25 protein-coding genes are annotated in these 26,317 nt (G+C 71.9%); 6 read left to right on the plus strand and 19 right to left on the minus strand.

Translation table 11 applies throughout. The features are described 5' to 3' along the window. Positions 1 to 45: 45 nt before the first annotated feature. The 4 genes from ACGFNV_RS10395 to ACGFNV_RS10410 all read right to left on the minus strand — a co-directional run bounded on the left by ACGFNV_RS10395 (position 46) and on the right by ACGFNV_RS10410 (position 4,537). Positions 46 to 1,353, minus strand: a complete 1,308-nt coding sequence (locus tag ACGFNV_RS10395) for an RNA polymerase sigma factor (protein WP_393621109.1) — start codon at positions 1,351 to 1,353, stop codon at positions 46 to 48. A 56-nt stretch (positions 1,354 to 1,409) separates the two neighbouring features. After that, on the minus strand, positions 1,410 to 1,766 hold the full coding sequence (locus ACGFNV_RS10400; protein ID WP_393621110.1) for a YciI family protein: 357 nt from the start codon (positions 1,764 to 1,766) through the stop codon (positions 1,410 to 1,412). A gap of 197 nt (positions 1,767 to 1,963) precedes the next feature. Further along, on the minus strand, positions 1,964 to 3,376 hold the full coding sequence (locus tag ACGFNV_RS10405) for an endo-1,4-beta-xylanase (protein WP_393621112.1): 1,413 nt from the start codon (positions 3,374 to 3,376) through the stop codon (positions 1,964 to 1,966). 81 nt (positions 3,377 to 3,457) lie between these two features. After that, entirely contained in the window at positions 3,458 to 4,537 is a 1,080-nt protein-coding gene (locus ACGFNV_RS10410; RefSeq protein ID WP_393621114.1) for a LacI family DNA-binding transcriptional regulator, read from the minus strand. Between the two features lie 140 nt (positions 4,538 to 4,677). Here ACGFNV_RS10410 and ACGFNV_RS10415 point away from each other — a divergent pair, with 140 nt between their 5' ends. Further along, positions 4,678 to 6,987, plus strand: a complete 2,310-nt coding sequence (locus ACGFNV_RS10415) for a glycoside hydrolase family 3 N-terminal domain-containing protein (protein WP_393621116.1) — start codon at positions 4,678 to 4,680, stop codon at positions 6,985 to 6,987. A 78-nt stretch (positions 6,988 to 7,065) separates the two neighbouring features. Here the strand turns inward: ACGFNV_RS10415 and ACGFNV_RS10420 are convergent, their stop codons facing one another. From ACGFNV_RS10420 to tsaB, 4 genes are read right to left on the minus strand one after another with little or no spacing between them, the layout of a single operon-like run. Then, complete coding sequence (locus tag ACGFNV_RS10420) at positions 7,066 to 7,323, minus strand: hypothetical protein (protein WP_393621118.1); 258 nt, start codon at positions 7,321 to 7,323, stop codon at positions 7,066 to 7,068. Beyond that, positions 7,320 to 8,408, minus strand: coding sequence for a tRNA (adenosine(37)-N6)-threonylcarbamoyltransferase complex transferase subunit TsaD (gene tsaD / locus ACGFNV_RS10425; protein ID WP_393621120.1), 1,089 nt, complete (start codon positions 8,406 to 8,408; stop codon positions 7,320 to 7,322). Before tsaD ends, ACGFNV_RS10420 begins: the two co-directional genes overlap by 4 nt. Next, a complete protein-coding gene (gene rimI / locus ACGFNV_RS10430) occupies positions 8,401 to 8,874 on the minus strand; it encodes a ribosomal protein S18-alanine N-acetyltransferase (protein WP_393621496.1) in 474 nt (157 codons plus the stop codon). Before rimI ends, tsaD begins: the two co-directional genes overlap by 8 nt. 32 nt (positions 8,875 to 8,906) lie before the next feature. Beyond that, positions 8,907 to 9,560: a tRNA (adenosine(37)-N6)-threonylcarbamoyltransferase complex dimerization subunit type 1 TsaB gene (gene tsaB / locus ACGFNV_RS10435; protein ID WP_133927629.1), complete on the minus strand. Its 654-nt coding sequence runs from the start codon at positions 9,558 to 9,560 to the stop codon at positions 8,907 to 8,909. A 188-nt stretch (positions 9,561 to 9,748) separates the two neighbouring features. Between tsaB and ACGFNV_RS10440 the strand changes: the two genes are divergently transcribed. Then, entirely contained in the window at positions 9,749 to 10,297 is a 549-nt protein-coding gene (locus tag ACGFNV_RS10440; protein WP_393621123.1) for a hypothetical protein, read from the plus strand. Positions 10,298 to 10,433: 136 nt separating this feature from the next. Here ACGFNV_RS10440 and ACGFNV_RS10445 read toward each other — a convergent pair whose 3' ends face one another. The 5 genes from ACGFNV_RS10445 to ACGFNV_RS10465 all read right to left on the minus strand — a co-directional run bounded on the left by ACGFNV_RS10445 (position 10,434) and on the right by ACGFNV_RS10465 (position 15,481). Continuing rightward, positions 10,434 to 10,622, minus strand: a complete 189-nt coding sequence (locus ACGFNV_RS10445; RefSeq protein ID WP_393621125.1) for a hypothetical protein — start codon at positions 10,620 to 10,622, stop codon at positions 10,434 to 10,436. A 183-nt stretch (positions 10,623 to 10,805) separates the two neighbouring features. Next, positions 10,806 to 11,318, minus strand: a complete 513-nt coding sequence (gene tsaE, locus ACGFNV_RS10450) for a tRNA (adenosine(37)-N6)-threonylcarbamoyltransferase complex ATPase subunit type 1 TsaE (protein WP_393621127.1) — start codon at positions 11,316 to 11,318, stop codon at positions 10,806 to 10,808. Then, positions 11,284 to 12,537, minus strand: coding sequence for an alpha/beta fold hydrolase (locus ACGFNV_RS10455; protein WP_393621128.1), 1,254 nt, complete (start codon positions 12,535 to 12,537; stop codon positions 11,284 to 11,286). Before ACGFNV_RS10455 ends, tsaE begins: the two co-directional genes overlap by 35 nt. Positions 12,538 to 12,689: 152 nt before the next feature. Further along, positions 12,690 to 13,862 carry an alanine racemase gene (gene alr, locus ACGFNV_RS10460; protein ID WP_393621130.1) on the minus strand — a complete coding sequence of 391 codons (1,173 nt, stop codon included), beginning with the start codon at positions 13,860 to 13,862 and terminating at the stop codon, positions 12,690 to 12,692. A gap of 185 nt (positions 13,863 to 14,047) precedes the next feature. Further along, entirely contained in the window at positions 14,048 to 15,481 is a 1,434-nt protein-coding gene (locus ACGFNV_RS10465; protein WP_393621132.1) for an NAD(P)H-hydrate dehydratase, read from the minus strand. Positions 15,482 to 15,891: 410 nt separating this feature from the next. Between ACGFNV_RS10465 and ACGFNV_RS10470 the strand changes: the two genes are divergently transcribed. Further along, the gene (locus ACGFNV_RS10470; protein ID WP_393621134.1) at positions 15,892 to 16,821 is read left to right on the plus strand and encodes a hypothetical protein; all 930 of its coding nucleotides are present in this window, start codon (positions 15,892 to 15,894) and stop codon (positions 16,819 to 16,821) included. Positions 16,822 to 16,857: 36 nt separating this feature from the next. On the opposite strand, the gene ACGFNV_RS10475 is transcribed toward ACGFNV_RS10470, so the two are convergent. Together ACGFNV_RS10475 and glmS are read right to left on the minus strand one after the other, a co-directional pair. Beyond that, the gene (locus ACGFNV_RS10475; protein WP_393621135.1) at positions 16,858 to 17,229 is read right to left on the minus strand and encodes a holo-ACP synthase; all 372 of its coding nucleotides are present in this window, start codon (positions 17,227 to 17,229) and stop codon (positions 16,858 to 16,860) included. Between the two features lie 70 nt (positions 17,230 to 17,299). Beyond that, entirely contained in the window at positions 17,300 to 19,147 is a 1,848-nt protein-coding gene (glmS, locus tag ACGFNV_RS10480; protein ID WP_393621136.1) for a glutamine--fructose-6-phosphate transaminase (isomerizing), read from the minus strand. 175 nt (positions 19,148 to 19,322) lie between these two features. Between glmS and coaA the strand changes: the two genes are divergently transcribed. Continuing rightward, positions 19,323 to 20,291, plus strand: coding sequence for a type I pantothenate kinase (coaA, locus tag ACGFNV_RS10485; protein ID WP_393621137.1), 969 nt, complete (start codon positions 19,323 to 19,325; stop codon positions 20,289 to 20,291). 23 nt (positions 20,292 to 20,314) lie between these two features. Further along, complete coding sequence (locus ACGFNV_RS10490; protein ID WP_393621139.1) at positions 20,315 to 21,247, plus strand: DUF389 domain-containing protein; 933 nt, start codon at positions 20,315 to 20,317, stop codon at positions 21,245 to 21,247. 100 nt (positions 21,248 to 21,347) lie between these two features. Here ACGFNV_RS10490 and glmM read toward each other — a convergent pair whose 3' ends face one another. The 4 genes from glmM to ACGFNV_RS10510 all read right to left on the minus strand — a co-directional run bounded on the left by glmM (position 21,348) and on the right by ACGFNV_RS10510 (position 25,357). After that, on the minus strand, positions 21,348 to 22,706 hold the full coding sequence (gene glmM / locus ACGFNV_RS10495) for a phosphoglucosamine mutase (RefSeq protein WP_393621141.1): 1,359 nt from the start codon (positions 22,704 to 22,706) through the stop codon (positions 21,348 to 21,350). Between the two features lie 215 nt (positions 22,707 to 22,921). After that, positions 22,922 to 23,443, minus strand: coding sequence for a 30S ribosomal protein S9 (gene rpsI / locus ACGFNV_RS10500; protein ID WP_393621143.1), 522 nt, complete (start codon positions 23,441 to 23,443; stop codon positions 22,922 to 22,924). Between the two features lie 42 nt (positions 23,444 to 23,485). Beyond that, positions 23,486 to 23,929: a 50S ribosomal protein L13 gene (gene rplM, locus ACGFNV_RS10505; protein ID WP_037680366.1), complete on the minus strand. Its 444-nt coding sequence runs from the start codon at positions 23,927 to 23,929 to the stop codon at positions 23,486 to 23,488. Between the two features lie 204 nt (positions 23,930 to 24,133). Then, entirely contained in the window at positions 24,134 to 25,357 is a 1,224-nt protein-coding gene (locus ACGFNV_RS10510; protein WP_393621145.1) for a glycosyltransferase family 87 protein, read from the minus strand. Positions 25,358 to 25,431: 74 nt separating this feature from the next. On the opposite strand from ACGFNV_RS10510, the gene ACGFNV_RS10515 reads away from it, so the two are divergent. Then, positions 25,432 to 26,307, plus strand: coding sequence for a hypothetical protein (locus ACGFNV_RS10515; RefSeq protein WP_393621147.1), 876 nt, complete (start codon positions 25,432 to 25,434; stop codon positions 26,305 to 26,307). Positions 26,308 to 26,317 lie beyond the last annotated feature (10 nt).

Genomic DNA, 26,317 nt, shown 5'->3' on the forward strand with positions numbered 1-26,317 from the left:
CGGTCTGGGAACTCCTCGGCCCGGGGCGGCCGGTCTGGGAACTCCTCAGCCCGCGGCCGCCGCCGCCCGTCTCAGCAGCAGCTCCCGCTCCCGTTCGTTGCGGGCCAGTTCCGCCGCCCGTTCGAACTCCGCGCGCGCCTCCGTCGTACGGCCGAGGCGCTGGAGGAGGTCGCCGCGGACGCTGGGGAGCAGGTGGTAGTCGCGGAGGGTCGGTTCGGTGGTGAGGGTGTCGACGATCTCCAGGGCCGGCGCCGGGCCGTCCGCCATCGACACGGCGACCGCCCGGTTGAGTTCGACGACCGGGGAGGGCGCGCGGGCGGCGAGGAGGCCGTAGAGGGTGGCGATGGTCGCCCAGTCGGTCTCCTCGTAGGTGTACGCGTGCGCGTGGCAGGCGGCGATCGCGGCCTGGAGGGCGTACGGACCCGGGGCGCCGGTGGACGTGGCCTCGGCGCGGGAGAGGGCGGCGACGCCTCGGGCGAGGAGCCGGCGGTTCCAGCGGCGGCGGTCCTGGTCGGCGAGGAGGATCGGTTCGCCGTCGGGGCCCGTGCGGGCGGCGGTGCGGGACGCCTGGAACTCCAGCAGCGCGGCCAGCGCGTGCACCTCGGGTTCCTTCGGCATGAGGGCGGCCAGCTGCCGGGCCAGCCGGAGGGCGTCCTCGCACAGCGCGGGGCGCAGCCAGTCGTCGCCCGCGGTGGCCGCGTACCCCTCGTTGAAGATCAGGTAGATGACGTCGAGGACGGAGCCGAGGCGGGCCGCGCGGTCGGGGCCGTACGGCACCTCGAAGGGGACGTTCTTCGCGGCGAGGGTCCGTTTCGCGCGCACGATGCGCTGGGCGATCGTCGGCTCCGGGGCCAGGAAGGCGCGGGCGATCTCGGGTGTGGTCAGGCCGCCGAGCAGGCGCAGGGTGAGGGCGATGCGGGCCTCGGCGGACAGGACGGGGTGGCAGGCGGTGAAGACGAGGCGGAGCAGGTCGTCGTCGATGTCGTCGGGGTCGTAGGAGGCGGCGGGTTCCTGCGGGGGCGCCGTGGTCTCCAGGTCGCGGCCGATCTCCGCCAGCTTGCGGGCGTAGTTCTCCCGGCGGCGTACGAGGTCGACGGCGCGGTGCTTGGCGGTGGCGGTGAGCCAGGCTCCGGGGTTGTCCGGCACCCCTTCCCGCGGCCACCGCTCCAGCGCCGCGACCAGGGCGTCCTGGGCGAGCTCCTCGGCGATGCCGACGTCACGCACGATGCGCGCGACGGCGGCGATGACACGCGGGGACTCGATACGGAAGACGGTCTCGATGGCGCGGCGGGCGTCCGCGCCGGAGCCGGTTTCGATGGCACCGCGGGCGTCCGCGGCGGGCTGCTGTTCCACAACCCACCATCGAACACCCCGAACGGCACGCCACCAAGTGGAACAAGGGGAGGACGTCAGCCCTCCATGATCTCCCGCACCTCACAGGTCACGGTCCACTTGTCCTCGTGCACCTTCAGGAACCGCTTGGTCCACTCGAGTGCCTCGGCCGTGTCCTTGCACTGCATGATCGCGTAGCCGCCGACGGCCTCCTTGGTCTCGGTGAACGGCCCGTCGGTGACGGAGATCGCGCCGCCCTCGTAGTGCACCCGGGTGCCCTGGGCGGTCGGCGTCAGCCCGGCGGTCTCCAGCAGCACGCCGGCCTTCGTCATCTCCTCGATCAGCTCACCCATCCGCTGCATCAGCTCGGGGCTGGGGCCCTCGGCGGGGGCGTTGTTCTCGTCGATCCTCACGAGCGACAGATAGCGGGGCATGGTGTCTCCTCAGGAACGGCGACCCGTACGGTGACGAGTCTCGCGGGCGGGGCCTCTCCCCGCCTCTCACCCGTACGTCGAACGGAAGACATCGGGATCGACACGCTCCCCGGAACTTTTCGACGAGTTTTCTCCGGCGGGTGCCGGCACCCCGCAGCAGGGTGCCGGCGAGGGCGAGGCCGATTGCCCTCCGGACGTCAGCCCAGGGTCACCACCGGCACCGGATTGCTCCCGCTCCACGACCCGTTGAACCCGAAGCTCACCGAACCGCCACTGGGAACCGTCCCGTTGTACGGGGCGTTGGAACAGGTGACCGCCGCCCCCGACTGACTGCACGTCGCGTTCCAGGCCTGCGTGATCCGCTGCCCCGCGCCGTAGGTCCAGCTCACCTTCCACGACGAGAGCGAGGCACCCGAGCAGGAGATCGTCACGTTCCCGGTGAACCCGGTGTTCCACTGACTGCCCACGCTGTACGCCGCCGTGCACGCCCCGGTGGGCGGCGGAGTGGTCGTGCCCCCGCCGAGCGCCTCGGCGATGCCGTAGTACGCCGGTTTGGGCGCGTAGTTGGCGTCGTACGGCGTCGCCGCCCCCTGTCCCGGGAAGGTGCTCTCCACCCAGGAGTCGGAGTCGGTGAAGCCCCAGACGGTGAGGTTCACACAGCGCGCGACGGCGACGCAGGCCGCGGTGACCGCCTTGTAGTCGGCCTTCTGCTGGGCGAGCTTGCTGCTGTCGGAGGGCAGTGTCATCCGGATGTCCAGCTCGGTGATCGCCACGTCGACGCCGAGGTCGGCGAAGCGCTGGATGTTCTGCTGGAGGGTGGCGGGCACCTGTCCGAGGATCAGGTGCGCCTGGAGGCCCACGCCGTCGATCGGGACGCCGCGTTCCTTCAGCGACTTCACCAGGTTGTACAGGGCGGTGGACTTCGCGTTGACGCCCTCGACGTTGTAGTCGTTGATGTAGAGCTTGGCGGCCGGGTCCGCGGCTCGCGCCCAGGTCAGGGCGTTGGCGATGTAGTCGGCGCCGAGGCCGTTGTACCAGAGGGTGGGGCGGTAGGTGCCGTCCTCGTTGAAGGCCTCGTTGACGACGTCCCAGGCGGCGAGCTTCCCCTTGTAGCGGCCGACCTCGGTGTCGATGTGGTTCTTGAGCAGGCCGCTGAGCTGGGCCGGCGTCCAGCTGCCGTTCGTCAGCCAGCTCGGGTTCTGGCTGTGCCAGACCAGGGTGTGGCCGCGCACCTGCTGGTCGTGGGCCTGCGCGAAGGCCACGATCTGGTCGGCCTCGGCCCAGTTGAAGTTCCCCTGGGTCGGCTCGACGGAGCCCCACTTCATGGCGTTGCCGGGGGTGAGCGAGCTGAACTCCCGTGCCGCGGTGTCGCCGTAGGTGCCGGTGAGCTTGGAGCCGGTGACCGCCGTACCCATCACCTTGTTCTTGGCGGCGGCGAGATCACGCAGCGGGGCGTCGGCGGCCTGAGCGGCCGTGATGCCGGCGGTGAGCAGGGCGGCCGTGGCGGCGAGGCCGGCGCACAGGGTGGAGATGCGGCGCCACAGAGGCGAGGGGGATGTCCCGGCGGTCCTGGCCGTTCTGAAGGTTCGGGAGGTTCGGGAGGTTCTCATGCGGGGGCCTCCGAAAGTTTCGGTCGTGCAACCGATTGACTTCGGAGGAGTGTGGAGGCACCCCACACCCCCGTCAATAGGTCACCTTCCGGCCGGCGGCGCCCCGGTGCTCGTCCGCACCACCAGACTGGTCGCCAGCTCCACCCTGGTCGCCGTCTGCGCCTGCTCCTCGCGCCCCAGCTCCAGCACCAGCCGGGCCGCGGCCTCGGCCATCTCCATCAGCGGCTGGCGTACGGTCGTCAGCGGCGGACCCACCCAGCGCGCCACCGGCAGATCGTCGAACCCGACCACGCTCACGTCCTCGGGGATGCGCAGCCCCAGCTCCCGGGCGGCCTCGTACAGCCCGAGCGCCTGGAGGTCGTTGCCGGCGAAGACGGCGGTGGGACGGTCGTCCTGGCTCAGCAGTTCGCGCCCGAGCCGGTAGCCGGCCTCGTGGTGGAAGTCGCCGGTCTTGATCAGCTCCTGCTCGACCGGCAGCCCGGCCGTCTCCAGGGCGGCCCGGTAGCCGTCGATGCGGGCCCGGCTGCACATCATCTGCGGCGGCCCGCTGATGGCGCCGATCCGCCGGTGCCCGAGGTCGACCAGATGCCGGGTGGCGGCGAGCCCGCCCTGCCAGTTGGTCGCGCCGATGGACGGCACGTCGGCGCCCGGATCGCCGGCCGGGTCCATCACGACGAACGGGATGGACCGGCTGGTCAGCAACGCGCGCTGGGACTCGTCGAGCCCGGACAGCACCAGGATCACGCCGTGCGGCCGACGGGCGGCGACCTGGTCGGCCCAGGTTCGCCCCGGGGTGAGCCGGCCCGCGCTCTCACTCAGCACCACACTCAGCCCGGTGTCGCGCGCCACGTTCTCCACGCCCCGGATCACCTCCATCGCCCACGCGCTCTCCAGCTCGTGGAAGACCAGGTCGATCAGGGGCGAGCGGGTGGCCTCGGCACGGCGGCGCCGATAGCCGTAGGCACGCAGCAGCGCCTCGACGCGGGTGCGGGTCGCGGGGGCGACGTCGGCGCGGCCGTTGAGGACCTTCGAAACAGTCGGCGCCGAGACGCCGGCCTCTCGGGCGATCTCGGCGAGCGTCGCCGTCTGGGCCGGGCGGTCCCCCGTCGGTGGTGTCGGCCGGTGTTCCGTCCGTGTTTCAGCGGGCTCCGAGGGTGTCATGGCGGCGATCGTATCCCCGCACGCCCCCTTGACGAACCCCGTGCGGCGCCATAGGTTCCCGGAACATTCGACGTGCACAACGAAACATTCGACGAACCGGACGTCCACCTGGTGGCTCACCGACCTCTGACAGGAGTTTCATGACCACCGCCCCCTGGCGTGACCCCGCCCTGCCCGCCGCCGCCCGTGTCGACGACCTCCTCTCCCGGATGACCTTGGAGGAGAAGGCCGCCCAGCTGTACGGCGTGTGGGTGGGCGCCGACACGGACGGCGAGGGCGTCGCCCCGCACCAGCACGACATGACCGCCGACTACGACTGGGACGAGCTGATCACCCGTGGCCTCGGCCAGCTCACCCGCTCCTTCGGCACGGCCCCCGTGGACCCGGCGCTGGGCGCGCAGGCACTGGCCCGCGCCCAGCGCCGCATCGCCGACGCGGGCCGCTTCGGCATTCCGGCCGTGGCCCACGAGGAGTGCCTGGCCGGCTTCACGACCTGGGGCGCCACGGCGTACCCCGTGCCCCTGGCCTGGGGCGCGAGCTTCGACCCGCCGCTGGTCGAGGAGGTGGGCCGGCACATCGGCCGCGACCTGCGCTCGGTCGGCGTCCACCAGGGCCTCGCGCCCGTCCTGGACGTCGTACGGGACGCGCGCTGGGGCCGGGTGGAGGAGACCATCGGCGAGGACCCGTACCTGGTCGGCACGGTCGGCGCGGCCTATGTGCGCGGCCTTGAGTCGGCCGGGGTCGTCGCCACGCTCAAACACTTCGCGGGGTACGCCTCCTCGGCGGGCGCCCGCAACCTCGCGCCCGTCCGGGCCGGTGTCCGTGAGTTCGCCGACGTGACCCTGCCCCCGTTCGAGATGGCGCTGCGGGAGGGCGGGGCGCGCTCGGTGATGGCCGCGTACACGGAGACCGACGGCATCCCGGCGTCGGCGGACCCGGTCCTGCTCACCGAACTCCTGCGGGAGGAGTGGGGTTTCACGGGCACGGTGGTCGCCGACTACTTCGGCATCGGCTTCCTCGAGACCCTGCACCGCGTGGCCGGATCCACCGCCGAGGCGGCCCACCTGGCGCTGGCGGCCGGCCTCGACGTGGAGCTGCCGACGCTGAAGTGCTACGCCGAGCCGCTGGTCGAGGCCGTCCGCGCGGGCCGGGTCCCGGAGGCGCTGGTGGACCGCGCCGCCCGCCGGGTCCTGGAGCAGAAGTGCGAGCTGGGCCTCCTCGACGAGGACTGGCGCCCGGAGTCGTCGGAGCGGATCGACCTGGACTCGGCGGCCAACCGGCTGTTGGCCCGCCGGCTGGCCGAGGAGTCGGTGGTCCTGCTGGACAACCCCGACGGTCTGCTGCCCCTCTCCCCCGACACCCGTATCGCGGTGGTGGGCCCGAGGGCTGCGGACGCGCTGGCGATGCTCGGCTGCTACTCCTTCCCCTCCCATGTGCTGCCCCACCATCCCGAGGTGCCGCTGGGCATCGAGATCCCGACGCTGCTGGAGTCCCTGCGCACCGAACTCCCGGACGCGAAGGTCACCTTCGCCGAGGGCTGCGCGGTGTCCGACCCGGACACGTCCGGCTTCGAGGAGGCGGTGGCGCGGACGGCGGAGGCCGACGTGTGCGTGGCGGTCCTGGGCGACCGCGCGGGCCTGTTCGGGCGGGGCACCTCGGGCGAGGGCTGCGACGTCACGGAGCTGCGGCTGCCGGGCGCCCAGAGCGAGCTGCTGGACGCCCTGATCTCGACGGGCGTCCCGGTGGTCCTGGTCCTCCTCACGGGCCGCCCGTACGCGCTCGGCCGCTGGCACGGCCGCCTGGGCGCGGTCGTTCAGGCCTTCTTCCCGGGGGAGGAGGGCGGCCCGGCGGTGGCGGGAGTGCTGTCGGGCCGCGTCAACCCCTCGGGCCGCCTCCCGGTGAGCGTCCCGCAGGTGCCGGGCGGCCAGCCGTGGACCTACCTCCAACCCCCGCTCGGCCTCGCCGACGCGGTCAGCAACCTCGACCCGACCCCGCTGTACGCCTTCGGACACGGCCGCTCGTACACGACCTTCGCCTGGGAGGACTTCAGCGGCGGCGCCGAACCGGCGGAGATCGCCACGGACGGCTCGTACGACGTCTCCCTCACCGTCCGCAACACCGGCGACCGGGCGGGCGCGGAGGTCGTCCAGCTCTACCTGCACGACCCCGTGGCCTCAGTGACCCGCCCGGACGTCCGCCTGATCGGCTACCAGCGCGTGGAACTGGCCCCGGGCGAGTCGGCCCGGGTGACCTTCCACTTCCACACCGACCTGTCGGCGTTCACCGACCGCACGGGGCGGCGGGTGGTCGAACCGGGGGCGCTGGAGCTGCGGTTGGGGGCGTCGAGCGCGGAGACCAGGCACGTGGCGCGGCTCGACCTGACCGGGCCGGTGCGGGAGGCCGGTGCGGAACGGCGGCTGCGCTGCGAGACGGCGGTGGCGCGCGCCTGAGGGACGGCCGGCTTGTTGGGGGGCCGGCCCCCGCTGTCCGGGTGGCTCACGTGGGCCGCCCGGGCAGCGGACCCCCGCCTACTCCTCCCCCACCGTCTCGAACCGCCACCGATGCACCGCCCGCGTCACCACCTGCCCGTCCGGCTCCGGCAGCTCGGGGAGTTCGGCGTCGTACGGCGCGTCCCACCACGTGATGACGAGGACGCGGTCCTGCGGTGCCCGGAAGGTCTCGCGGCGCAGCGGCTCGGCCGGCAGGGCCTGGGCCCGTGCCCAGGCCAGCAGTTCGTCCCCGCGCCCGGGCATGGCCCGTGCCTCCCACATGAGCGCGACCGTCATGAGTAGAGGTTCTCCGCGCTCACTTCGTGCACGTGCTCGTGGGTGCCGGGCACGTGCGGGTCCGTCACCGGCAGGGAGGAATCCGCCGAGAGGTCCCAACTGGAGGCCGACCGCCCTCGGGCGACCATCTCCGCGCCCAGTGCCGCCACCATCGCCCCGTTGTCCGTGCACAGCTTGGGGCGCGGCACCCTGAGCCGGATGCCGGCCGACTCGCAGCGCTCCTGCGCCAGGGCCCGCAGCCGCGAGTTGGCCGCGACGCCGCCGCCGATCATGAGGTGGTCGACGCCCTGGTCCTTGCAGGCCCGTACGGCCTTCCGGGTCAGCACGTCCACCACCGCCTCCTGGAAGGAGGCCGCCACGTCACGGACCGGCACCTCCTCGCCCGCCGCCCGCTTCGCCTCGATCCAGCGGGCCACGGCCGTCTTCAGGCCGGAGAAGGAGAAGTCGTACGCAGGGTCGCGCGGGCCGGTCAGGCCGCGCGGGAAGGCGATCGCCTGCGGGTCGCCCTCGCGCGCGTACCGGTCGATGACGGGACCGCCGGGGAAGCCCAGGTTCAGCACGCGCGCGATCTTGTCGAAGGCCTCGCCGGCCGCGTCGTCGATCGTCGAGCCCATCGGGCGGACGTCCGACGTGATGTCCGTCGACAGCAGCAGGGACGAGTGCCCCCCGGAGACCAGCAGCGCCATCGTCGGCTCCGGCAGCGCCCCGTGCTCCAACTGGTCCACACAGATGTGGGAGGCGAGGTGGTTCACCCCGTAGAGCGGCTTGCCGAGGGCGTAGGCGTACGCCTTGGCCGCCGAGACGCCGACGAGCAGCGCCCCCGCCAGGCCGGGGCCCGCGGTCACCGCGATGCCGTCCAGGTCCCGCGCGCTCACCCCCGCCTCCTTCAGCGCGCGGTCGATGGTCGGCACCATCGCCTCCAGGTGCGCCCGGGAGGCGACCTCCGGCACCACACCGCCGAAGCGGGCGTGCTCGTCGACGCTGGAGGCGACGGCGTCGGCCAGCAGGGTGTGACCCCGCACGATGCCGACGCCGGTCTCGTCGCAGGAGGTCTCGATGCCGAGGACGAGTGGTTCGTCAGCCATTGATCTCGGTTCCTTGTACAAAGGTCGCTGGGTCGGTCAGGCGCATCACCAGGGCGTCCACGTTCCCCGGCTGGTAGTAGCCGCGCCTGAACCCGATGGGTTCGAAGCCGAAGCGCTCGTACAGCTTCTGTGCGCGGACGTTGTCGATCCGGCACTCCAGCATCACTTCGGCGCAGTCGAAGGCGGTCGCCGCCTTCAGCAGCTCGGTGAGGAGACGGCCGCCGAGGCCGGTGCTCCATTGGTCGCGGGCGACCGCGATGGTCTGGATGTCCGCAAGGTCCCCCGAGGCGGCCAGACCGGCGTACCCGGCGATCCGGTCCCCCGCCTCGGCCACCAGGTAGCGGCGCGTCGCCTCGGGGCCGCGCGAGTGGGCCAGCTCGGACCAGAACATGCCCCTGGACCAGGCGTCCTCGGGGAAGAGGTCCTTCTCCAGTTCGAGCACCGGGTCGATGTCCCACCAGCGCATCTCGCGCAGCCGTGGAGTCGCGGTCGTCTCGGTCACTTGGGGGTGACCACCTTGTAGTTCTTCGGGACCTGGGCATCCGGCCGGCGCAGGTACAGCGGCCGGGGCGCGGGCAGCTCCTCGCCCGCCGCCAGCTTCTCGGCGGCCAGGGAGGCCAGGGCCGCGGCGGACACGTGCTGCGGCTCGTGCGCGTTCGGGAAGGTGTCCGGGTACAGCAGCGCGCCCGCGCCGACCGCCGGGAGTCCGGCCACCTGGTCGGCGATGTCGGCGGGCCGGTCGACGGCCGGGCCCGACAGGCGGGTCCGGGAGTCGGCGTAGCGCGCCCAGTAGACCTCCTTGCGCCGGGCGTCGGTCGCCACGACGAAGGGGCCGTCGATGTCGGACGCGTAGGCGAGGCCGTCGAGGGTGCACAGGCCGTGCACGGGGACGCCGAGCGCGAGGCCGAAGGTGTCGGCGGTCATCAGGCCGACGCGCAGGCCCGTGTAGGGGCCGGGGCCGATGCCGACGACGATCCCGGTGACGGCGTCGAGCTTCAGCCCGGCCTCGGCGAACACACGGTCGACGGCCGGCAGCAGCAGCTCGCCGTGGCGGCGCGCGTCCACCTGGCTCGACGAGGCGATGACGTCCGTACCGTCGTGCACGGCGACGGTGACGGCGGGGGTGGCGGTATCCAGAGCGAGCAAGAGCACGCAAACAGCCTACGGCGCCCCGGGGCCCGTGTCGGCCGTCACGGTCGGGCGCCGGGTGACTGCTAACGTCGCCAAGGAGCACCTGGAAGCACGATCAGGCAGGATCAGGCGCGACCGGGCCCGGCGAAGCACGACGAAGCACAGCGCGGCACGACGCGGCGCGGCGCACAGAGGCAGAGGTGGCGACGGTGGCAAGCAGAAGCTCGGGGATCGTGGCCGGGCTCACCGTGGCCGCGGTCGGGGCGGTCGGTTTCCTCGCCTACCAGGCGTCGGCGAGCGTGCCCGCCTCGCTCGGCAAGCCGAGGACGAGCGCGTCACCCGCGGTGACGAAGGCCCCCCGGGTGAAGAAGAATTCCACCGTCCTCCCCGGCGGCTCCGGCACGGGCGAGCGCGTCGTGTACTCGGTGGGCGGCGACCGGGTGTGGCTCGTCGACGAGGACGGCGCGATCCGGCGTACGTTCACGGTGACGCCCGGCACGGTCGACCCGCCTCCGGGCCACTACCGGGTCACGTCCCGCTCGAACGCCGTCACCGGCACCGACGGCATCCCCATCGAGCACGTCGTCCGCTTCGCCATCCTGGACGGCGTGCCCGTCGGTTTCAGCGCGGCCACGAACGGCGTCGCCCGGTCGGCCGACCCGTCGGTGCGCACGGGCGGCATCCGCGAGTCACGCGCGGACGGCGAGGCGATGTGGCGCTTCGCGACAATCGGCCAGCCCATCGTGGTGGTCCGCTGACCAGGCGACGCCACGAGCCGGCCGTCCTCTGATCCGGCGACGCCACGTCCCGGCGGTTTCCTCTGATCCGGCGACACCACGTCCCGGCCGTTTCCTCTGATCCGGTGACCCCGCGATCCGCCGTTGCGGTGACCCGCTAGGCGGCTTTCCGGCGCACCTCGGCCCGTTCGGCCCGTTCGGCCCGCTCCACCGTCTCCGGGTCCGGCAGGCGCGGCGGCGTCGAGATCGTGTGGGCGGCCGCGCAGGAGGCCAGCAGGTCGTGCATGGACACCCCGGGCAGCGCGTACGGCCGCGGCTGGACCGCCTTGGTCTCCGCAGTGGACATGGACGCCTCCTGGAGGGCCGGGGGCGGACGTAGTCAGGTACCCAGATACCCAGGCACCCGGGTACTTAGGTACACCTAACTACGGACTGGATACCATGTGACCACGCCCGGGACGCCCGGCGCAACATCTTGCCGACGTCGTGTCGGAACGTTCATACGACCCCCCGCCGCCCTCCCGACCCTTCAGGCCGAGAGCACGCTCAGATCCACCGTCGTCCACCGCTCCCCCAGCCCGGTCACCGTCACGTGCCGTACCTCGTCGGTGGTGTCCCCGACGGCCCGGTGGATGACGACCTGGAGCCGGTCCTCGGTCAGCTCCTCGACCTTGCCCTCGCCCCACTCCACGACGATCACCGAGTCGGTCAGCGAGACGTCGAGGTCGAGGTCCTCCATCTCGTCGAGCCCGCCGGAGAGCCGGTAGGCGTCGACATGGACGAGCGGCGGGCCGTCCCCGAGGGAGGGGTGCACACGGGCGATCACGAAGGTCGGCGAGGTGACGGCACCCCGCACGCCGAGGCCCTCGCCGAGCCCGCGCGTGAGCGTCGTCTTGCCCGCGCCGAGCTCCCCGCTGAGCATCACGAGGTCACCGGCGCGCGCCAGCTTGGCCAGCCGGCGGCCCAGCTCCCGCATCTGCTCGGGAGAGGTGACGGTCAGTTCGAGGTCAGCGGGGTTGCGCGGTGCTGCTGGTGCTTCCATAGCCACCCACGGTAGCCCCTGCGGGCACCGCACCCACGCGGGTGAGCAGGTCGGCGAGGCGGTCGGTGACCACTTCCGGGTGTTCCAGCATCACCAGGTGCCCGGCGTCGGGCACGAGGACCAGTTCGGCCTCCGGCAGCAGGTCGGCGATGGCCTCGCTGTGCTCGCTGGGCGTGACCAGGTCGGCGACCCCGGCCAGCACGAGCACCGGCATGTCGGTGAAGTGGGCGAGCGCCTCGGTCTTGTCGTGGTCGGTGAACGCCGGGTAGAACTCGGCGACCACGTCGATCGGCGTACCCTCGATCATCCGCTCGGCGAACCGCTCGACCCCGGGGTCGACGTCCCGGGACGCGAACGAGTACCGCTTGATGATCCCGGCGAACAGCTCCGCCGTCGCCCGGCGCCCCTTCTCCACCAGCTCGGCCCGCTGCCCCAGCGCCTTCAGCACTCCGGGGAGCACCCGCCGCACCGCGTTGACGCCCGCGACGGGCAGCCCGAAGTTGACCTCGCCGAGCCGCCCCGACGACGTACCGACCAGGGCGGTCCCCACCACGCGTTCCCGGATGAAGTCGGGGTACTGGGCGGCCAGCGCCATCACCGTCATGCCGCCCATGGAGTGCCCGACGAGCACGATCGGCCCGTCCGGCGCGGCGGCGTCGACGACGGCCTTCAGGTCGCTGCCCAGCTGGTCGATGGTGACGGGCTCGTCGCCCTGGATCTGCGCCACCCCGCGCCCGGACCGGCCGTGGCTGCGCTGGTCCCAGTGCACGGTCCGTACGACACCCCGCAGTGCCGCCCGCTGGAAGTGCCAGGAGTCCTGGTTGAGGCAGTAGCCGTGGCTGAAGACGACGGTGACCGGCAGGGGGGCCTTGCGGCCGAAGAGCCGGCGCCGACGCGGTGCCGGGCCGCCCTCGGGCTCGACGTCGTCGACCTCGTAGTACAGCTCGGTGCCGTCCTCCGCGTACGCCTTGCCGGGCGTCCCGCGCAGCGACCCGTACGGTCCGGTGGAGTCGAGGGCGAGCTGCGCCTTTCTGCGCATGCCCCGGCCGACCGTCATCCGTTCGAGTGCGACACCGGCGGCCGCGCCGGCGGCGAGCACGCCTATCGCGGCGCCCGCGATGCCGGTCGCCCTGCGCCAGCCCCCGGCCGTCGCGTCCGCGGCGGAGGCCACGGCCGCCGAGGCGGCGTGCGCGACGGCCTCCGCACTGCTCTCGCTCACGTACCGCTCCTCTTCGCCGCTGGATCGCTGGTGTCGCCGGTCTCGCCGGTGGGGGTGACGCGGGTGTGTCCCATGCCGTGTCTGTGCGGGTTACCCGCCTTGTTGCTCATTCACATGGCCGCATCCGTGCGCCCGCACACATGTGGACACATTCAGGTGGCCACATTGACGTAGACGCGGGGAACGCGTGTTCCGATCCGGGTGACGATCTCATACGCGATGGTGCCCGCCGCCTGCGCCCAGTCCTCGGCGGTGGGCTCACCGCGGTCGCCGGGCCCGAACAGGACCGCCTCCGCGCCGACTTCGGGCTCGTCGCCGCCGAGGTCGACGACGAACTGGTCCATCGCCACGCGCCCGGCGACGGTACGCCATTTGCCGCCGACCAGGACCGGCCCGGTCCCCGAGGCGTGCCGCGGGACGCCGTCCGCGTAGCCGACGGGGACGAGGCCGAGGGTGGTGGCGCCCGGAGTGACGTAGTGGTGGCCGTAGCTGACGCCGTGTCCGCCGGGGACGTGCTTCACCAGCGCGACGGACGCCGACAGCGTCATCACGGGACGCAGCCCGAAATCGGCGGGGGCGCCGAGCTCGGGGCTGGGCGAGATGCCGTAGAGGGCGATCCCGGTGCGGACGAGGTCGAAGTGGGTCTCGGGCAGCGTGAGCGTGGCCGGCGAGTTGGCGATGTGCCGCACCTCGGGGCGTACGCCCTGCTGTTCGGCGTACGCCACCATCTCCCGGAAGAGGCTCACCTGGGCCTCGATGGAGGGATGCCCGGGCTCGTCGGCGCAGGCGAGGTGGGACCACAGCCCCGTGACCCGGACCAGTCCCTCGGCCTCGGCGCGCAGGGCCTCACCGACCAGTTCGGCCCAGTCCGCCCCCGGCTGGCAGCCGTTGCGCCCGAGCCCGGTGTCGGCCTTGAGCTGGATCCGGGCCGGCCGCCCGGCCGTCCGCGCCGCCTCCCGCACCTCGGCCAGGGCCCACATCCCGCTCACCGAGACGTCGAGATCGGCCTCGATCGCCTCCCGCCACGGCCCGCCGGGCGTCCACAGCCAGCACAGGATCCGCACCTCGGCCGGCACCCCGGCGCGCTCGCGCAGCGCGAGGGCCTCCTCCGGCGTGGCCGTACCGAGCCAGGTCGCGCCCGCCTCCACGGCCGCCCGCGCACACGGGATCGCGCCGTGGCCGTACCCGTCGGACTTGACCACGGCCATGAGCTCCGCGCCCGACGCCAGCCCGCGCAGGGCCCTCACATTGGCCCGCAACGCGGCCAGGTCGATCTCGGCACGGGCTCGCAGGGGCGCCGTCGGCACAGGTGCTGTCTCATTCATGGCGTCACCAGTGTCTCAGAGCCACCCGACAGCCCACAGCAACCAACATCATCCAGCCCGTCCGGCGACCGAGGACGAGGCCCGTCCAGGGCCGGAGCGGGGGTCCGGGGGCGCAGCCCCCTGGCGGGGCCGAAGGGGCCGAGCCCCTGGGGATGGGACGGGTAAGGGCGACGGGGGCGAAACCCTCACGACACCACATCCCGCCAGGCCCGCCCCACCGCCTCGGCCACATCATGCGCACCCACCGGCGCCCCCTCCGCCGCGAACCGCCCCGCCAGCCCGTGCAGGTACGCCCCCACGCTCCCCGCGTCCACCGCCGACAGCCCCGCGGCCAGCAGGGACCCGGCCAACCCCGACAGCACATCCCCGCTCCCGGCGGTCGCCAGCCACCCGGTGCCCGTCGCGTTCACCCGCACGACGCCGTCGCCCCCCGCGTCCGCCACCAACGTGGTCGACCCCTTCAACAACACCGTCGCCCCGTACCGCCCCGCCAGCTCCCGCACCGCGGCCAGCCGCGCCCCCTCGACCTCCTCGCGGGCCACGCCCAACAACGCGGCCGCCTCCCCCGCGTGCGGAGTCATCAAGGTCGGCGCCCCCCGCCCCCGCACGGCCGCCACCTCCGCCAACCGCAACCCGTCCGCGTCGATCAGCACCGGCACCTCCGCCTCCAGCACCTCCGCCACGGTCGCCGCGTCGTCCCCGGCCCCCGGCCCGACGACCCACGCCTGCACCCGCCCCGCCCGCCGCGGCCCCTGGTCCGACACGAGCGTCTCCGGGAACCGGGCGATCACGGCGTGCCCCGCGGGGCCCACGTACCGCACGGCCCCCGCACCGCCCCGCAGCGCCCCCGCCACCGCGAGTACGGCCGCCCCGGGATAGCGCGCGGACCCGGCCGCGATGCCCACCACGCCCCGCCGGTACTTGTCGCTCTCGGCGGCCGGCCTGGGCAGCAACCGGGCCACATCGGCGTGCTGCAGGGCCTCCAATTCGGCCCGCGCGGGCAGCTCCAGCCCGATGTCGACCAACCGGACCGACCCGGCGTACTCCCGCGCCGGGTCGACGAGCAGCCCCGGCTTGTGCGTACCGAACGTGACCGTCAGATCCGCCCGTACGGCGGCCCCGTGCACCTCGCCCGTGTCCACGTCCACGCCGCTGGGCAGGTCCACGGCGACGATCGCGGCCCGCGACCGCTCCGCGGCGGCCGCCAGTGGCACCGCGTCCGGCCGCAGGCCGCCCTTGCCGCCGATCCCGACGATGCCGTCCAGCACCAGATCGGCCCGCTCGATCAGCGCGTCCCCGGCGCCGGGTGCGACCGTGCGCCCACCTGCCCTCCGCAACGCCGCCAGACCGCCCGCGTGGGTCCGCTCGGGCGCCAGCAGCACCGCCGTGACCCCCGCGCCACGCCGGGCGAGGCGGGCCCCGGCGTAGAGGGTGTCGCCGCCGTTGTCGCCGCTGCCGACCAGCAGGACGACACGGCTGCCGTACACCCGGCCCAGCAAGTCGGCGCAGGCGGCGGCCAGTCCGGCCACCGCCCGTTGCATCAACGCCCCTTCCGGGAGCCTCGCCATCAGCTCCCGCTCGGCGGTCCTGACCGTCTCCACGCTGTACGCACTACGCATGCGGTCGAGTCTTCCCCGTCCCCGCCTCACCGCGTCGCACCCATTGACGCTTTGCCACCCCTTTGCCAAACTCGCGGCCCCCACAGGATGAATCGATTCAGTCGAACACGGGCCCTTCGATTCGACGACAGGACGGACGGTACGGACCTCATGGGACGCAGAGCCGCACTCTTCTGCCGCATCACCACAGCCGCCGCCACCCTCGCCACCGCTGCCGCCGCCCTGACGGCCCCCGCCACCGCGGCCCCCGCCGCGACCCCCTCCGCGCCCCGGCCGCAGCCCGCGCCGCCGCCTGCGGTGAAGGCTCCTACCAGGCCGAAGCCGTCCTCAACGGCAGCACCTGGACGGCCCGGCGCGGCAGCAGCACGGTCTACACCGGCTCCGACCTGCGCGCCGCGGTCCAGGCGGCCGTGAACAGCCTCACCGCCGGCCGCACCGCCAAAGAAAGGGTGGTCGTACGGGGCTCGGGCTCCGTCTCGGCCGGCTCACGCATCTCCCTCCCCAGCTACACGGCCCTCGACGTCTGCGGCACCATCAACGTCACCGGTACGGGTTCCGGTGACCAGGCCCCGATCTACTCCCGCGGCACCCGCGACATCGAGGTCCAGCACCTCAACCTGACCGGCACCCCGCTGTACGGCGTCTTCCTGCGCAACGTCCAGAACGTGGTCCTCGGCCAACTCGACATGCGCCTCTCCCGCGGCCTCGGCGTCCGCATCGACAACCGCGGCGACACCAGCCAGTGGACGCGCAACGTCCGCATCGACACGGTGTACGTCTCCGGCGCGTCCAGCCACGCGGTCGAGACGTACGGCGTCGACGGGCTCACCATCGGCACGGTCACCGCCCGTGACGTGGGCGAGTCGGGGCTACTGCTCAACCAGACCGTCAACGCCACCGTCACAAAGGTGGACGCGGACAACGCGGGCACCGGCACCGGGTACGCCGCCTTCCGCATGGCCAACCGCAACGGCCGCGTGGGCAGCGGCTATCCGACCAACATCCGCGTCGGCGAGGTCATCGCGCGCGGCGGCGGACGCGGGGTGTTCTGCGTGTCGGAGAGCGGCGGCGCGGTCATCGACAAGGTGACGCTCTCCAACACCGGCAACAACGCGATCCTGATCGAGAACTGTTACAACGTCACCCTCGCCGCCCAGAGCGGCACCGTCACCGGCGGCGGCGAGATCCGCCTCGCGGCCCGCTCCGAGTTCCCGAACAACAAGGACGTCACCGTCCAGAACCTGACGATGACGAACTCGGCGATCCGGGAAAGCCCGTGCGGCGAGAACACGACGTTCCGCAACCTCACCCGGGTCAACACGACCCAGAACATCTGCTGAAGCAGGCCGGACGGGGTCGGGCCACGGACCGGCGCCTCACCCCTCCGCGATCACCACGGCCGACGCGACCCCCGCGTCATGGCTCAACGACACATGCCACGACATCACCCCCAGCTCCGCCGCCCGAGCCGCAACGGTCCCGGTCACCCGCAGCCGGGGCCGCCCACTGTCCTCGACGTACACCTCGGCATCGGTCCACAGCAGGCCGGGCGGCGCCCCGAGCGCCTTCGCCAGAGCCTCCTTGGCGGCGAACCGCACGGCGAGCGAGGCAACGCCCCGGCGCTCCCCGCTCGGCAACAACAACTCACTCTCCCGGAACAACCGCCGAACCAGCCCCGGCGTACGCTCCAGCGACGCGGCGAACCGCTCGATCTCGGCGACGTCGATCCCGACCCCGATGATGCTCATGCGCTGCACCTTAGATCCTGCCCAGCCCACGAGGTGACCGTCGGGGCCGCCCGCTTCTCGACGCCTCACCTCACTCCACGGTCACCGACTTCGCCAGGTTCCGGGGCTGGTCCACCTCGTTCCCCCGTGCCGTGGCCAGCTCGCACGCGAACACCTGCAACGGCACCGTGGCGACGAGCGGCTGAAGCAGTGTCGGGGTGGCCGGGATCGAGATCAGGTGGTCGGCGTAGGGGACGACCGCCTCGTCGCCCTCCTCCGCGATGACGATGGTCCGCGCACCCCGCGCCCGGATCTCCTGGATGTTGGAGACGATCTTGTCGTGGAGGACGGACCGGCCGCGCGGTGAGGGCACGATCACCACCACCGGCAGATCCTCCTCGATCAGCGCGATCGGCCCGTGCTTCAGCTCGCCCGCCGCGAACCCCTCGGCGTGCATGTACGCCAGCTCCTTCAGCTTCAGCGCGCCCTCCAGGGCCACCGGGTATCCCACATGGCGGCCGAGGAACAGCACCGTGTTCTTCGAGGCGAGCGTGCGCGCCAGTCGCCGTACCGGCTCCATCGTCTCCAGGACCCGCTCCACCTCGCCGGAGATGTGCGCCAGGTCGCGGACGACCGCGGAGATCTCGTCGCCCCACTTGGTGCCGCGCACCTGGCCCAGGTACAGCGCGACCAGATAGCAGGCGACCAGCTGGGTCAGGAACGCCTTGGTGGAGGCGACGGCGACCTCCGGCCCGGCGTGCGTGTAGAGCACGGCGTCCGACTCGCGCGGGATCGTCGAGCCGTTGGTGTTGCAGATCGCCAGCACCTTGGAGCCCTGCTCGCGGGCGTGACGGAGGGCCATCAGGGTGTCCATGGTCTCGCCGGACTGCGAGATGGCGATCACCAGGGTCCGCGGGTCGAGGATCGGGTCCCGGTAGCGGAACTCGCTCGCCAGCTCCACTTCACACGGGATGCGGGTCCAGTGCTCGATGGCGTACTTGGCGATCAGCCCGGCGTGGAAGGCCGTACCGCAGGCGACGATGACGACCTTGTCCACCTCGCGCAGCTCCGAGGCGGAGATCCGCACCTCGTCCAGGGTCAGCGAACCGGACGCGTCGATGCGCCCCAGCAGCGTATCGGCGACCGCCTTGGGCTGCTCGGCGATCTCCTTGAGCATGAAGTAGTCATAACCCCCCTTTTCCGCGGCCGACGCGTCCCAGTCGACGTGGTACGTGCGCACGTCGGCGGGGTGGCCGTCGAAGCCTGTGACCGTCACCCCGTCCCGGCGCAGCTCCACCACCTGGTCCTGACCCAGCTCGATCGCCGACCGCGTGTGGGCGATGAACGCGGCGACGTCCGAGGCGAGAAAGGCCTCGCCCTCTCCGACGCCCACCACCAGCGGCGAGTTCCGGCGCGCCCCCACCACCACGTCCGGATCGTCGGCATGCACCGCGACCAGCGTGAACGCGCCCTCCAGACGCCCGCACACCAGTCGCATCGCCTCCGCCAGGTCGGCGCAGGAGGAGTACTCCTCGGCGAGCAGATGCGCCACGACCTCGGTGTCCGTCTCGGAGGTCAGGTCGTGGCCCCGCTCCGCCAGCTCGGCCCGCAGCACGGCGAAGTTCTCGATGATGCCGTTGTGCACCACGGCGACGCGCCCCGCGTTGTCGAGGTGCGGATGGGCGTTGGCGTCGGTCGGCCCGCCGTGCGTGGCCCACCGGGTGTGCCCGATGCCGGTGGTCCCCGTCGGCAGGGGCCGGTCCACCAGCCCCTTCTCCAGGTTGATCAGCTTTCCGGCCTTCTTGGCGGCGGCCAGCCCGCCGTCCGCCAACACGGCGACGCCCGCCGAGTCGTACCCGCGGTACTCCAGACGCTTCAGCCCGGCCATCACGACTTCGAGGGCCGACTGCGACCCCACGTATCCCACGATTCCGCACATGAGCCGCAGCCTACGGGCCGAAGCCCGGCATTTTTCGGCGCCGCGTGCCCGAATTCGGAAATCCACAGCCCCGAACGGCCACGAAAACCCACTCCAACGGCGAGCGTGACGGAGCACACCCGCCATCGCGTTCAAACTCCGTTAACAATGGACTGTGATCTCTCCGGTCTCCTCGATGCCCCGGAGCGCCCACCGGCACAAGCCGGAGGCGACTCCCTACGTCGACCTCACCCGTGCCGAGTGGAGCGCGCTGCGCGACAAGACGCCGCTGCCGCTCACCGCCGAGGAGGTCGAGAAGCTGCGCGGCCTCGGTGACGTCATCGACCTCGACGAGGTGCGGGACATCTACCTCCCGCTCTCCCGCCTCCTCAACCTCTACGTCGGCGCCACGGACGGCCTCAGAGGCGCCCTCAACACCTTCCTGGGCGAACAGGGCTCCCAGTCGGGCACCCCCTTCGTCATAGGCGTCGCCGGTTCGGTCGCCGTCGGCAAGTCCACCGTCGCCCGCCTCCTTCAGGCCCTGCTCTCCCGCTGGCCCGAGCACCCGCGCGTGGAACTGGTCACCACGGACGGCTTCCTGCTCCCGACCAGGGAACTGGAGGCCCGGGGCCTGATGTCGCGGAAGGGTTTCCCCGAGTCCTACGACCGCCGCGCCCTCACCCGCTTCGTCGCCGACATCAAGGCCGGCAAGGACGAGGTGACGGCCCCCGTCTACTCCCACCTCATCTACGACATCGTCCCCGACCAGCGCCTGACGGTCCGCCGCCCCGACATCCTCATCGTCGAGGGCCTGAACGTCCTCCAGCCCGCCCTCCCCGGCAGCGACGGCCGCACCCGTGTCGGCCTCGCCGACTACTTCGACTTCAGCGTGTACGTCGACGCGAGCACCGAGGACATCGAGCACTGGTACCTCAGCCGCTTCCGCAAACTGCGCGCGACCGCCTTCCAGAACCCGAACTCGTACTTCCGCAAGTACACCCAGGTCTCCGAGGAGGAGGCCCTCGACTACGCCCGCACCCTGTGGCGCACCATCAACAAGCCCAACCTGGTGGAGAACATCGCCCCCACCCGCGGCCGGGCCACCCTGGTCGTGCGCAAGGGCCAGGACCACAAGGTGCAGCGACTGCGGCTGCGGAAGCTGTGACGGCGACCTGTTAGATAGGCGTCATGCTGCATCTGCGCCTGATCACACCGTCCGACAAGACCGACGACGTGGTCCGTCTGATCGAGAGGACGGTCGGCACCACGCATCTCGTCGTGCTGCCGGGCGCCGCCCGCAACCCGGCGGGAGACGTCGTCCTGTGCGACGTCGCCCGTGAGGCGGGAGACGAACTCCTCAGCGCCCTCCAGGAGTTGGGCCTGGACAAAAGCGGCTCGATCGCCGTCGAGAACATCGACCTGTCGCTCTCCAAGCGAGCCGACAAGGCCGAGGCGGAGGCGCCGGGCGAAGGCGCGGACGCGGTCCTGTGGGAACACCTGACCGACGCCACCCACGAGGAGTCGACTCTCTCCGTCACCTACCTCGCCTTCATCACACTGGCGACGATGATCGCGGCCTGCGGTGTGGTGCTGGACAACGCGGTCCTGATCGTCGGCGCGATGGCGGTGGGCCCGGAGTTCGGTCCGCTCGCCGGCATCTCCACCTCGATCGTGCAGCGGGCCCCGCGCCTGGCCCTGCGCTCACTGATCGCACTCCTGGTGGGCTTCGCCGCGGCCATGGCGGTGACCGTGGGCTTCAGCCTCTTCATGGACGCCCTCGACCTGTTCAGCAAGGCCCAACTGGAGGCCGACCGCCCCCAGACCGGCTTCGTCTACGCCCCCGACGCCTTCTCCTTCATCGTCGCCGTCCTCGCAGGTATCGCCGGCACCCTCTCCCTGACCTCCGCCAAGTCCGGCGCCCTGGTGGGCGTGGCCATCTCGGTGACGACGGTCCCGGCAGCCGCCAACGCGGCAGTGGCCCTCAGCTACGGCGACACGAACCAGACCTGGGGCTCAACAGAACAACTCCTCCTGAACCTCATGGGCATCGTCCTGGCGGGAACGATGACCCTGCTGGCCCAGAAATGGCTCTGGTCTCGTCAACGTGCAATCAAGCGGTAGAACAGCACCGCCAAAGGGGCGCGGGGAACTGCGCGACCAGCCACGACGAACCCGCGGCCCGCAACGCACAGAAGCCCCGCCTCCTCCCCGGCCCTGCCAACTACCCCAGCGCCGACTTCACCGCATCGGCCAACCGCCCAGCCACAGACCGAGCCTGATCAATATCCGCCGCCTCGACCATCACCCGCACCAACGGCTCGGTCCCGGAGGGCCTCAGCAGCACCCGCCCGGTAGCCCCCAGCTCCCGCTCCGCCTCACTCACGGCAGCAGCGAGCTCGGCCGAGTCCCCGACACGCGACCTGTCGACGTCCGGCACGTTGATCAGCACCTGCGGCAACCGCTCCATGACGGACGCCAGCTCCCGAAGCGTCCGTCCCGTCTGCGCGACCCGAGCCGCCAGCATGAGCCCGGTCAGCGTGCCGTCCCCGGTGGTCGCGTGATCCAGGATGATCACGTGCCCGGACTGCTCGCCGCCGAGGGCGTATCCGTGCTCCTTCATCTCCTCCAGCACGTACCGGTCACCGACCGCCGTCTGGATGAGCGTCAGCCCCTCCCGCTCCAGCGCGAGCTTGAAGCCGAGGTTGGACATGACGGTCGCCACGACGGTGTCGGACCGCAGCACGGACCGCTCCCGCATGGCGAGGGCCAGCACCGCGAGGATCTGGTCGCCGTCGATCTCCGCGCCCGTGTGGTCCACGGCGAGGCACCGGTCCGCGTCGCCGTCGTGCGCGATGCCGAGATCCGCGCCGTGCGAGACGACCGCTTCCTTCAGCTTGTCGAGGTGGGTCGACCCGCAGCCCTCGTTGATGTTGAGCCCGTTCGGCTCGGTGCCGATGGTGATGACCTCCGCGCCGGCGCGCGCGAACGCCTCCGGCGAGACCCGGGCGGCGGCGCCGTGCGCCTCGTCGAGGACGATCTTCAGCCCGTCGAGGCGGTTGGGGAGGACGGCGATGAGGTGGGCGACGTACCGGTCGAAGCCCTCGCTGTACGTCCGTACGCGTCCGACGCCCGAGCCGGTCGGCCGGTCCCAGGGCGCGCCGGTGCGGTGCTCGTCGTAGACGGACTCGATGCGGTCCTCGAGCTCGTCGGCGAGTTTGTGGCCACCGCGGGCGAAGAACTTGACGCCGTTGTCGGGCATGGCGTTGTGGCTCGCGGAGAGCATCACGCCGAGGTCGGCGCCGAGCGCGCCGGTCAGGTAGGCGACCGCGGGTGTCGGCAGCACGCCGACGCGCAGGACGTCGACGCCGGCGCTGGCGAGGCCGGCGACCACGGCGGCCTCCAGGAACTCGCCGGACGCCCGGGGGTCCCGTCCGACCACCGCGGTCGGCCTGTGGCCCTCGAAGGTGCCCGCCTCAGCCAGTACGTGCGCCGCCGCGACGGACAGACCGAGCGCCATCTCGGCCGTCAGATCCGCGTTGGCGACACCGCGCACGCCGTCCGTGCCGAAGAGTCGTCCCACGTGTCCTCCTGAGGAAGCGTCAGTGACGGAAGTCCTGTGCCGGTGCGGCCCACGCACGGGACTTCCGCGTACCAGGCCTACGATGCCTGATCATCCGATCGCACAAGCCTGTGAGCGTCTTGTGCCGTTATACGCCCGAAGGCTGTGATAAACGAACGCCCCGGCGGCACAGGCGTGCCGCCGGGGCGTTCGGAGTACGTGCAGGCAGCGAGCGATTAGCGCTTGCTGTACTGCGGGGCCTTGCGGGCCTTCTTCAGACCGGCCTTCTTGCGCTCGACCGCACGGTCGTCGCGCTTGAGGAAGCCGGCCTTCTTGAGCGCGCCGCGGTTGTTGTCGACGTCGGCCTCGTTCAGCGCACGGGCGACACCGAGACGGAGCGCACCGGCCTGACCGGAGACACCGCCACCGGCGATGCGGGCGATGACGTCGTAGCGGCCCTCGAGCTCGAGCACCTTGAAGGGCTCGTTGACTTCCTGCTGGTGCACCTTGTTCGGGAAGTAGTCCTCGAGGGTGCGACCGTTGATCTTCCACTTGCCGGAGCCCGGGACGATCCGGACGCGGGCGATGGCGTTCTTGCGACGGCCCAGGCCGGCGGCCGGCTGCGGGTCGCCGAAGCGGGAGGCCATGGACTCGGAGGTGTACTCGCCCTCGACGGGGACGTCCGACTCCGTGGTGTAGCTGTCGATGTCGACGAGCTCAGTCTCTTCGACCGGCTGCTCGGTGGTGGTCTCGGCCACGATTCTCCTCAGATTCTGTTCAGTCTTAGGGGGTGGCCGGACTTACTGCGCGACCTGGGTGATCTCGAACGGCACCGGCTGCTGCGCAGCGTGGGGGTGCTGGTCACCCTTGTAGACCTTCAGCTTCGAGAGCATCTGACGGCCCAGCGTGTTCTTGGGGAGCATGCCCTTGACGGCCTTCTCGATGGCCTTCTCGGGGTTCTTGTCGAGCAGCTCGTCGTAACGGACGGAGCGCAGACCACCCGGGTAGCCCGAGTGGCGGTACGCCATCTTCTGGGTCCGCTTGTTGCCCGAGAGGTGCACCTTGTCGGCGTTGATGATGATGACGAAGTCACCGGTGTCGACGTGGGGGGCGTAGATCGGCTTGTGCTTGCCGCGCAGGATGGAGGCGGCAGTGCTGGCGAGACGGCCCAGGACAACGTCCTGAGCGTCGATGACGTGCCACTGGCGCGTCACATCGCCGGGCTTGGGGCTGTACGTACGCACGGTTCGTAGCCTTCGCTTCTTCAGTGAATGGTCCTGACAGGTCACCGAAGACGATCACGACAGCCCAGACCGCACTGCGGTGACGCAAACCGCGTGCTGGTCGCTGGTCATCGGCCCGGTGGACCGGTGTAAGGGCCCGTCCCGTGAGAATGAGCAAGCCAATACACAACGAACAAGCAGGATACCCGTGTCGCCCCTGAGGGGTCAAAACGCGGGATCACTGCTGGTTCTCACCTTACCGGCCGTTCCTCCCTCCCGGCGCGGTGCGACGAACGCCCTGGAGCCCCCGGAGGGTCTGGCCCGGACGCAGTGGCACATCATCGTCACCACGAGAGCACACAGCGTCACCGCGTCCTTGAAGGCCCGCCGCCGCCCCGCTTCCAGATACGGCCAGGTCAGACCGGTGAGCTGTGGCACCAGCGCGAGCCAGAACCAGGGACCGCGGGCGGCCGAGCCGACGTACGGCACTCCGGCGAGCAGCAGCGGCAGCACGACCAGGAGGTAGTGGTCGTACGACGGCCGTGAGACAAGGAACACGGAGAGCATCAGGGTCGTGGCGGTCTCGGCGAGGCGCAGCGGGCCCGGATCCGCCCGGCGCCAGCGCCGGTACGCGCAGACCACCCCGGCGGCGCAGGCCAGCACGGCCAGGGCCTCGGCAAGGGCCACCGGCACCCCGAGCCGGGGCAGCACCGCGGCCGGGGACGCCTCGTAGAGCCGTACGAAGGCGTCGTCGCCGCGCAGCAGGAACGGCAGGGTGCGGGTGAAGAAGCCCGCCGGGTCGGGCAGCAGGAGCGCCGAGAGGGCGGACGCGCCCGTCGGCACCAGGACCAGCAGACCCAGCGCCCGCCGACGGCCGGCGAAGACGAACAGCAGCGCGACCGGCGCCGGCAGCGGCTTCAGGGCCACCGCGGCGCCGATCACCGCCCCCGCCGCCAGCCACCGGCCCCGGCTCGCCAGGAGCAGACCCAGCGGCAGCGTGAGCGCCGCGGTCACGGTCCAGTTGCCGAGCAGGACCAGGTGCGCGAAGGGCGCGAAGCCGGCCGCTAGCCCGGTCAGGCCCAGGGCGGCGAATCGGCTGCGCAGCGGGACACCGTGCAGACGCAGGGCACAGGCCCAGCCCACGGCCAGGCACCCCGTGACCGCGAGCGGGACCAGCACCCGCAGCACCTCCTGCGGCAGCAGCGCCTGCGGAACGGCGGCGAGCACCGCGCTCGGCAGGTACAGGAAGTGCGGATCGTCGTACGGGGAACCCCCCGCCAGCCAGGTCCGGGCCGCCCGGACGACGATCGCGTTGTCCATCCCGCCGTCCGGGGTCGCCCGCGCCACGTGGGCCGCCGTCGCCCCCAGCACCGCCGCGAGCACCACCCACGACTGCCAGGGCGCCCGTCGCACCAACCACCCGGAGATGTCGTTTTTGCCCGTCCTCATTGACGGAACGCTAAGTGCTGCGAAGGCTGTCGGCGCGGAACAGCACACCCCATGTCCCGTCTAAGATGCGCCCCATGAGCTATGGGCAGGGGGGACCTCAGTCGCAGTGGGATCCCTGGAAACCGAATTCGCAGCAGCCGTGGAACGGCGGTAGCGGCGACTCTCCGGACTGGGCCGCGCTCGCCGAAGCGTCGGAGACACGTGCCAGGCGCCGTCGGCTGTTCCTCATCGGCGGCGGTGTGGTCGCCACGCTCGCCGTGGGCACGGCCGTGGCCATGGCCGTGGTGTCGGCGAACGGCAGCGACGAGGCCAACCGGCCCACGTCCTCGCTGCCCGCCACCTCGGGCCTCCCGAGCGAGTCCGCCACGGCACCGTCGTTCGCGCCGACCAGCGCCCCACCCCCGCTGGACCCGAAGGAGTTCGTCTCCAGCAAGGACAAGGACAAGGCTTCCAACAGCCCGGACATCCTCTTCCCGGGCACGCAGCTCACCATGGGCTCGACCGTGTACAAGAAGGGGCCGAAGGGCGACACCACCGACTGCGCCTCGGCCGTCCAGGGCACGCTGCCCAAGGTCCTCAAGGACAACGGCTGCACCCGGCTGATGCGCGTCACCTACACCAAGGGCGGCGTGGCGGTGACGGTCGGCGTGGCCGTGTTCGACACCGAGGCCCAGGCCACCAAGGCCAAGGGCCAGGCCGACAGCAAGAGCATCGTGAAGTCGCTCACCGGCCAGGGCGTGGGCGCCTTCTGCGACGGCGCCGTCTGCCGCTCGACCACCAACTCCTACGGCCGCTACGCCTACTTCACCATCGCCGGCTTCACCAACGGCAAGGACGTGACCACGAAGGACACGGCCGTCTTCTCGGCCGGCGACGACATCGCCGAGTTCACCTTCCGCCAGATCCGCAGGCGCGGCGAGGCCCAGGCGTCCGCTGCCGCGAACTCCTGACCGCCTCCGC

Source organism: Streptomyces sp. NPDC048751, from assembly GCF_043198595.1.
GTDB lineage: Bacteria > Actinomycetota > Actinomycetes > Streptomycetales > Streptomycetaceae > Streptomyces.

Excerpts from the sequence above, each read along its gene's own strand:
- ACGFNV_RS10400 (WP_393621110.1), bottom strand. The coding sequence starts at position 1,766 with ATGCCCCGCTATCTGTCGCTCGTGAGGATCGACGAGAACAACGCCCCC.
- ACGFNV_RS10405 (WP_393621112.1), bottom strand. The coding sequence starts at position 3,376 with ATGAGAACCTCCCGAACCTCCCGAACCTTCAGAACGGCCAGGACCGCC.
- ACGFNV_RS10410 (WP_393621114.1), bottom strand. The coding sequence starts at position 4,537 with ATGACACCCTCGGAGCCCGCTGAAACACGGACGGAACACCGGCCGACA.
- ACGFNV_RS10415 (WP_393621116.1), top strand. The coding sequence starts at position 4,678 with ATGACCACCGCCCCCTGGCGTGACCCCGCCCTGCCCGCCGCCGCCCGT.
- ACGFNV_RS10420 (WP_393621118.1), bottom strand. The coding sequence starts at position 7,323 with ATGACGGTCGCGCTCATGTGGGAGGCACGGGCCATGCCCGGGCGCGGG.
- tsaD (WP_393621120.1), bottom strand. The coding sequence starts at position 8,408 with ATGGCTGACGAACCACTCGTCCTCGGCATCGAGACCTCCTGCGACGAG.
- rimI (WP_393621496.1), bottom strand. The coding sequence starts at position 8,874 with ATGCGCTGGTGGGACATCGACCCGGTGCTCGAACTGGAGAAGGACCTC.
- ACGFNV_RS10445 (WP_393621125.1), bottom strand. The coding sequence starts at position 10,622 with ATGTCCACTGCGGAGACCAAGGCGGTCCAGCCGCGGCCGTACGCGCTG.
- tsaE (WP_393621127.1), bottom strand. The coding sequence starts at position 11,318 with ATGGAAGCACCAGCAGCACCGCGCAACCCCGCTGACCTCGAACTGACC.
- alr (WP_393621130.1), bottom strand. The coding sequence starts at position 13,862 with ATGAATGAGACAGCACCTGTGCCGACGGCGCCCCTGCGAGCCCGTGCC.
- ACGFNV_RS10465 (WP_393621132.1), bottom strand. The coding sequence starts at position 15,481 with ATGCGTAGTGCGTACAGCGTGGAGACGGTCAGGACCGCCGAGCGGGAG.
- ACGFNV_RS10475 (WP_393621135.1), bottom strand. The coding sequence starts at position 17,229 with ATGAGCATCATCGGGGTCGGGATCGACGTCGCCGAGATCGAGCGGTTC.
- glmS (WP_393621136.1), bottom strand. The coding sequence starts at position 19,147 with ATGTGCGGAATCGTGGGATACGTGGGGTCGCAGTCGGCCCTCGAAGTC.
- coaA (WP_393621137.1), top strand. The coding sequence starts at position 19,323 with ATGCCCCGGAGCGCCCACCGGCACAAGCCGGAGGCGACTCCCTACGTC.
- ACGFNV_RS10490 (WP_393621139.1), top strand. The coding sequence starts at position 20,315 with ATGCTGCATCTGCGCCTGATCACACCGTCCGACAAGACCGACGACGTG.
- ACGFNV_RS10510 (WP_393621145.1), bottom strand. The coding sequence starts at position 25,357 with ATGAGGACGGGCAAAAACGACATCTCCGGGTGGTTGGTGCGACGGGCG.
- ACGFNV_RS10515 (WP_393621147.1), top strand. The coding sequence starts at position 25,432 with ATGAGCTATGGGCAGGGGGGACCTCAGTCGCAGTGGGATCCCTGGAAA.